Genomic DNA, 421 nt, shown 5'->3' with positions numbered 1-421 from the left:
GGTCTTATTACTGCATAGCACTTTGGTTAAGCCATCTCTGTTTGCAGACGCATAACCTGACGGTTAACTTCGGACATCACTGACAAATGCAGCTTATCCTTCACTTTTGGGATAAGAATCTTACCCTTATCGAATTCAAAAGCGCCAACGTCCTTGATGTATAACCGTCCACGGAACAGGATCTTTACGTACTTCGCCACCTGAAGTGGGTTGTACCGTTGGAAAATTTTCATTGTTATCTCCTGCTGAGTATTACGCCTGTGCGGTGCCACAATCGGCCCAACTATTATGAGGCGCAAATTTTAATGCTTAGTGACTATAGACTATCCGGGCAATGTTTCCACCGCGTATAACTTTTTTTACCTAAAGGTTACAATTATTCAGAATTATCTTTTTACCGAAGCGCGGTCTTCAGTATAAG

The 421-nt window shown here is 42.3% G+C and carries 1 protein-coding gene; it reads right to left on the bottom strand.

Going from position 1 to position 421, the window contains the following annotated elements; genetic code table 11:
* Positions 1-26: 26 nt before the first annotated feature.
* Positions 27-233 (bottom strand): DUF1107 domain-containing protein, encoded by a 207-nt coding sequence (locus FMQ63_RS37225; RefSeq protein WP_000689228.1) that lies wholly within the window; start codon positions 231-233, stop codon positions 27-29.
* Positions 234-421 lie beyond the last annotated feature (188 nt).

This window comes from Myxococcus sp. CA005, assembly GCF_006518205.1.
GTDB classification, from domain to species: domain Bacteria; phylum Myxococcota; class Myxococcia; order Myxococcales; family Myxococcaceae; genus Myxococcus; species Myxococcus xanthus.
Note: the sequence above shows the minus strand (reverse complement) of the source record. Positions and strands in the feature narration are given on the sequence as shown.

Coding starts and splice junctions, on each gene's coding strand:
- FMQ63_RS37225 (WP_000689228.1), bottom strand. CDS start 233: ATGAAAATTTTCCAACGGTACAACCCACTTCAGGTGGCGAAGTACGTA.